Here is a 5,854-nt window from a genome sequence, read left to right on the forward strand (position 1 = left end):
CGTTCCCCGATGACGATCCATTGCATCAGGGAATGCTGACCCGCAGGCGGGCGTAGAGCGCGGAGCCGGTGCCGAGGGCACGCGGGATGACCACACTCACCCGGTCGATGTTGCCGGGGTAGAAGTCGTCCTCGACGGTGATGTTGATGCCGTCGACGCCATCCGTGGCGCTGGTCCACTGGTCGAGGTCCGGGCTGTATTCGACCCCGGGATTGAATGGCGCCGAGGCGTCACTACGACGGAAGACGTAGGTCAGGCTGGTGACATCGACGGTGGCCGGAAGCAGCAGTGCGTTCGAGTCCGAACCCGGGCCGGAGGGGTCGCCGCCGATGACGAACTCGATGCCGTTGGCGATGCCGTCGCCGTCGGAGTCGGTGTCCGCCCCGGCGCCGGCGATGCCATTGGCCGTCTCGAAGCTGTCGTAGGCGTTGCCGAGGGAGTAGGCCAGCTCGAGGGCGTTGCCGTTTGCCTGGACCGACCAGCTGCCACTGCCCGGGGCGTTGGTGGCATCGACGACGATCTCGCCGGCGTCGAGGCCGCTGATCCCACCGCTGGTGCTGACCAGGGTGAAGGTCCGGGGGCTTTCGCTGAAGTTTGCCAGCGAATCCCCGGTGATGCGCACGACCACGGGGGTGCCGGCCACGGCATCGATGGTCAGGGTGGCGGTGTTGATGGTGTCGTAGCCGCTGCCCGCGCTGCCGTCCCAGTCGCTGATCTCCCAGGCGATGGTGGCACCGTTGGACAAGGCGATGTCATCGCTCGAGGTCAGGGTGCCGACCGAGTTGCCCGGGGCGAGGGTGCCGTCGATGGTCAGGCCGCTGCCGAGGCTGCCGCTGCCGGCCAGGGTGCCGGCGGTCTCCACCACAACCGGCGAACCGGGCAGGGTGGTGTCGAGCCGCAGGGTGCCGTTGCGGACGAGGGTGGCGCCGCTGTAGGTCTTGCTGCCGGTGAAGGTCACCTCCTGGGTATCGGTGCCGCTGTTCAGGCCGATGATGACCTCGCCGCTGCCGGAGATGTCATTGTCGACGGCGTGACTGTCAGTGCGCGAGAAGGTGAGGTGGCCGTCGTTGATCACCGTGGCTGCACCGAGGCTGCCGGAGGCATCTGCGCCCGACTGGTTGGTGTCGGTTTCCCCCGGGATGCCACCGACCCGGACCGGCACCCCGGCGCTGATGGCCAGCGTGCCGTCGAGGGTGTTGTCGCCGGTCAAGATGAAGCCGGTCTGGAGGTTGCCCATCGCTGAGGTGGCATCGAGGAAGGTGAGGCTGCCGGAGCCGGAGAGGATTCCCTGCAGCTTCATTGTCCGGTTGGAGCCGGCCGAGCGGTTGACGATGAGGTTGTCGGGGCCGGTGACCTCGATGTCGTTGGTGAAGGTCCAGTTGCCCTCGATCTGCGACAGGGCACCGCTGGTGGTGGCATCGCCGAGTACGATGGAACCCGTACCCATGGCGTTGGCGCCGTTGCGGATGGTCTGGAACTCCGAGTCGCCCTTGATGACGAGATTGCCGGTGAAGGCGCTCCAGGTGCCGGGGCTCGAGAAGGCGGTGCCGCCACCGGTGTAGTTGAAGAGCAGGCAGCCGCCGTCGATCACGACGTCCCCGCCGCCGCTGACCGTGCGCAGCCGCGGGTCGGCCTTGTAGTCGAGCAGGTCGTTGCGGTGGATCCGCAGCGTGGCGCCGGGGAGCAGGTCGACCGGGCCGCTGCCGACCTCGCCGCTGCTGGCGCCGTCGCCGAAGGTCAGCAATCCCTCGTCGACATAGGTGTAGCCGCTGTAGCTGGTCGGGGTGGTGACGGTCGCGGTGCCGGGTCCCTGCTTGGTGAAGTCGCCGTTGCCGCCCAGGGTGTCACCGCTGAGGGTGTAGGCCAGGGTGTCGTTGTCGATGAGCAGGGCGCTCGGGTTCTGGTCGCCGGCGAGGACGACATTGCCGGTCGAGGCGCTGTCGTCGAAGCGCGCGGCGTCGCCGGTGAGGAAGGGCGTCGGGCTGCCGTCGAGCTCCCAGTTGGCGGTGGTGTCGAGGTCCCAGACGCCGGTGCCGCCGGCCCAGGTGATGGTGCCACCTGAGTACAGGAGATCGACCGAGGTGTCCGCGGTGTTGTGGACGAGGGTGAAGCGCGATCCCGGGGCCAGCGAGAGGTTGGCGAAGCCGGTGAAGCTGCCGTTGTAGTCGATGACCGGCACCTGCTCGCCGGGATTGAGGCCGCCGGTGGAAACGGCGGTGAGGACGTGCGGGCCGCTCACCGTGAAGCCGTCGGGGTCGTCGATGATCAGCAGGTCGGAGTCGATCCCGCCGCCGGCGCGGAAGGTGGAGGTGGTGCTGCCCGAGAAGGCGATGGATTTCACGATGCCGGTGCCGCTGGCCCCGCTGCTGCCGATCGCGATGCCCGCCCCGTCGGCGACCGTGACCGGGCTGTTGTAGAGGTCGCCGCCGAAGCGGAGCTGGCCGCCGAGCACGTGGGTGGGCCCGGTGAAGTCCGGGCTGTGGGCGGTGAGCGCCACCTTGCCTTCGCCGGGAGTTCCGTCGCTGGTGATTTCCAGCAGGCCGTCGCCGTCGAGCACGCGGTCCCAGGCATACTCGTTTTCGTTGGCCATGAAGCGCAGGGTGCCGGCGCTGCCGATGGTGAAGGTCGAGGCGCTGTCCCAGTTCCCGGCGTTCAGCGGCGCCGAGGGGTTCTCGCTGCCGTCGCCCATCTGCCAGACGCCACCGTTGATGGCGAAGTTGAGGGACGCGGGATTGCCGCCGCCGCCCTGGGTGCTGCCGAGCCGGCCGATGAAGGTGAGCTTGCCGCTGCCGTCCTTGGTCAGGGTGACGTCGCGGCGCTGGCCGCTGCCGTTGTGGGTGTAGATGCCGCCCGCGTAGACCGTGTCGATGTCCTGGTCGATGTGGATGGCGCGCTCGCTGAGGGCCGCGCCGACGCCCCAGTCGGAGCGGATGTTGCCGGTGCCGGAGAGGCTGGCGAGTTCGAGGGCCTGGCCGTTGAAAGCCTGGGTGAGAATGAAGTCGCCGCGCGACTCGTCGTCACCGGTGTCGAGGTGGAAGGCCCCGGTCTGGGTGAGGCTGCCGGGCAGGTCGGTGGTTCCGCCGCCACCGCCGAAGGCCAGCCAGTTGCCGGCGAGGGATTCGATCGGGGTCGTCGCGCCGCGCAGCCGCAAGGTGCCGGTGAAGGTGACGTTAGTCACGCCGTTCGCGCCGTTGGTGGCGTTGCCGCTGGTCGACCAGTTCTTGGTGCCGGTGCCGGAGAGGGTGGTGATGCCCGAGCCGGCGAAGGTGGCGCCGGTTCCGGTGTTGCCGTTGCCGGGAGCGGCGGAGAGGGCACCGATGATGTTGAAGGCGCCGCCGCTGCCGGTCTGGCCCCAGGTGAAGTCGTTGGCGCCGGTGTCGAGGATGGTGCTGGCGTCGGTGCTGTGGTCGAGGCCGAGGTTGAAAGCGCCGCTGATGCTGACGGGGCCGGCCGCTCCGGAGAGGTCGAGTCCGCCGAAGGACTGGGCGGCGCCGAGCGTGTTGGCGAGCGCGCTGGTGGCATTCCAGGTGGCGATGTCGGCGGCGGTCGGGACGCTGCCGTCGGTCCAGGCGCCGGTCGCGTTCAGGTTGTCCGCGGTGTCGCTGCGGAGGTCCTGGCCGCGGACGGTGCCGGCGGCGAGGGCGGCGAAGAGATAGGCGTAGCTTCGTGTGTGCATGGACGTGGTTTTCGGGATTTGTCCCGATCACCATCCCGGCGCCGCGTTCGCCGGACAATCATCCCGCAGTGGTCGGGAATGCCGACCAGTTCAGGTCAGCTGGCCGGTGAAGCCGGCATCGACCAAAAAGCGGTAGGCGGCCATCGCCGCGGGCGGGACCTCCTGCTCGCTGGCGAAGCCGAGCGGGGGGTAGTCGAGGATGCGCTGGAAGTCGCCGGTCATGGCTGAGATGACAAGCTCCGCGGTCAGGTCGCCGCTGCAGTAGCGGTCGAAGTCGAGGTCCGGCGAGCTGAGCCGGAAGCGTGTGCCGGGCCACTGGACCTCGAGGGCGGCGTGGGTCCGGCGCTCCATGTAGGGTTTTTGTACGGCAATCGCCGTAGAAAGGGTGATCCCGTGCTCCTCCAGCAGGCGGCGGGAGAAGCGGATGTTCTCACCGGTGTTGGTGGCCTGGTCCTCGATGAAGATCTTCTCCCCGGGCACGCCGGCCTCGCGGGCGACGCGGGCCATGGTGACGGCCTCGCTTTCGGGCCAGTCGCTGGTCATCCGGCCACGCGCGCCGGAGAAGAGGATCCACGGGCCGAGGCCGGCGTGAAAAAGCCCGGCGGCATGGCTGGCGACGCGGAGGTCGTTGCTGCCGAAGACCAGGATGCCGTCGGCCGGAGCAAGCGGCTGGCCGAGTCGATGGTAGTCCCAGAGGGTCCGGGCGGCTGCAAGGACGTCAGGCGACATGGGGGGAATTCAAGGCAAGGCGCGGACGCGGAGAAAGCGCGAAGGGGCGGCGTCGGCCGGAAGGCTGAGCGTGGAGACAGGGCTGCTGGCGGTGATTTCCTCAATGCCTTCCGGTGATTCCCAAAGCTGGAGGTCGCCGCTTTGTTCGATGGCGTAGCTCTTGCCGGGAACGCTGCTCCATTCGAGCTCGATCGTGTCTTCACGGGCGATGCGCTTGATGCGGAGGACCGAGCCCGCCAGCAAAGGATCGGTCCCGGCGGCGTATTCGTCGACGTTGCGCTGGCCGTCGCCGTCGGGGTCGAGGCCGGCATCGTTGGTGCCGGGATCGAGTCCATGCAGGATTTCCCAGGCGTCCGGCATGCTGTCGCCATCGCTGTCGAGCGACAGGTCGAGCAACCAGGCTTCCTCGACGCGGGCGAAGGTGATGCGGGTGTAGTTGTCCTTCTCGAAGAGGACGCCGATCGAGCGGTCGGGCAGGATGCAAAGCGACGAGTAGGCGGCGGAACCGGAGTAGAGCAGGCGGGAGACCGGCCAGGAATCGCCACCGTCGGGCGACACGCGGAGGGTGAAGTGGTCGCGCGCCGCCGAGCTGGCGGGATTGCCGAAGAGAATGAACTCGCGCGGGTCGCCGCGGTGGGTGCTGGTCCACTGGATGACGCTGCCCTGGCAGACTGGATCGGGCACGGCGGGCAGACGGAAGAGATCGCCCCAGGATCCGTCGCGCATCGGCTCGTCACCGCCCGGCGTGTAGCGGATCCACGCGCGCTGGCCGTTCGATCCGCTGGGGGTGCGCATCGAGAAAAGCAGGCGGCCGTCGTCGAGTTCGCAAACGGTGTTCTCGTTGGTCTGCGGCGAGCTGACCGGCACGCCGGAGCCGAAGTCCCAGGTCTGGCCGTGGTCGGAGCTGAAGACGGAGCAGACCCGCACGGTGCCGGTCGAATCGCGGTACTGCGAGGGAAAGACCAGGGTGCCGTCGCGCATCGCCAGGCCGTGGCCGGGGCCCTGGAAGATGAGGTTCCAGGCGGGGTCGTCCTTGACCGCGGCGGTGACGTTGATCGGGTCGGACCAGCTCAAACCGCCGTCCTCGCTTTTCACCAGCACGTACTGGCCGGTCTGTGTGGGTTCGGTGCCGGGACCGGAGCCGTTGTAGCCGTGGTTGCCGAAGGACCAGAGCGCGGCCACCCACAAGGTGCCGGTGACCGGGTCGTGGAGGATGCAGGGATCGCCGACGCCGTTGCCGGAGGAGCCGGCCACGCTGGCGTCGAAGTCGAGGATGAGCTGCGAGGCACTCCAGGTGGCGCCGCCGTCGGTGCTGCGGGCGTAGCCGACATCAACGTCCGCCGGCAGGTCGCCGCCGCCGTTGTAGCGGTGGTCGTAGACGGCGTGGGGCACGCCTGCACCGTCGATGGCGATGCCCGGGATGCGGTAGGTGTTCACGCCGCCCTCGCC

General features: G+C 68.8%; 3 protein-coding genes. All 3 read right to left on the reverse strand.

Going from position 1 to position 5,854, the window contains the following annotated elements:
- Positions 1 to 25: 25 nt before the first annotated feature.
- The gene (locus IG178_RS04190; protein ID WP_193211264.1) at positions 26 to 3,676 is read right to left on the reverse strand and encodes a beta strand repeat-containing protein; all 3,651 of its coding nucleotides are present in this window, start codon (positions 3,674 to 3,676) and stop codon (positions 26 to 28) included.
- Between the two features lie 90 nt (positions 3,677 to 3,766).
- Positions 3,767 to 4,405: a YdcF family protein gene (locus tag IG178_RS04195; RefSeq protein ID WP_193211265.1), complete on the reverse strand. Its 639-nt coding sequence runs from the start codon at positions 4,403 to 4,405 to the stop codon at positions 3,767 to 3,769.
- Positions 4,406 to 4,414: 9 nt separating this feature from the next.
- On the reverse strand, positions 4,415 to 5,854 hold a 1,440-nt coding region (locus IG178_RS04200; protein ID WP_193211266.1), incomplete at its 5' end, for a sialidase family protein.

Source organism: Neoluteolibacter marinus, assembly GCF_014904755.1.
Lineage (GTDB): Bacteria > Verrucomicrobiota > Verrucomicrobiia > Verrucomicrobiales > Akkermansiaceae > Haloferula > Haloferula marina.

Bases quoted from the DNA above. Each gene is read 5' to 3' on its own strand.
- IG178_RS04190 (WP_193211264.1), bottom strand. From the start codon at position 3,676: ATGCACACACGAAGCTACGCCTATCTCTTCGCCGCCCTCGCCGCCGGC.
- IG178_RS04195 (WP_193211265.1), bottom strand. From the start codon at position 4,405: ATGTCGCCTGACGTCCTTGCAGCCGCCCGGACCCTCTGGGACTACCAT.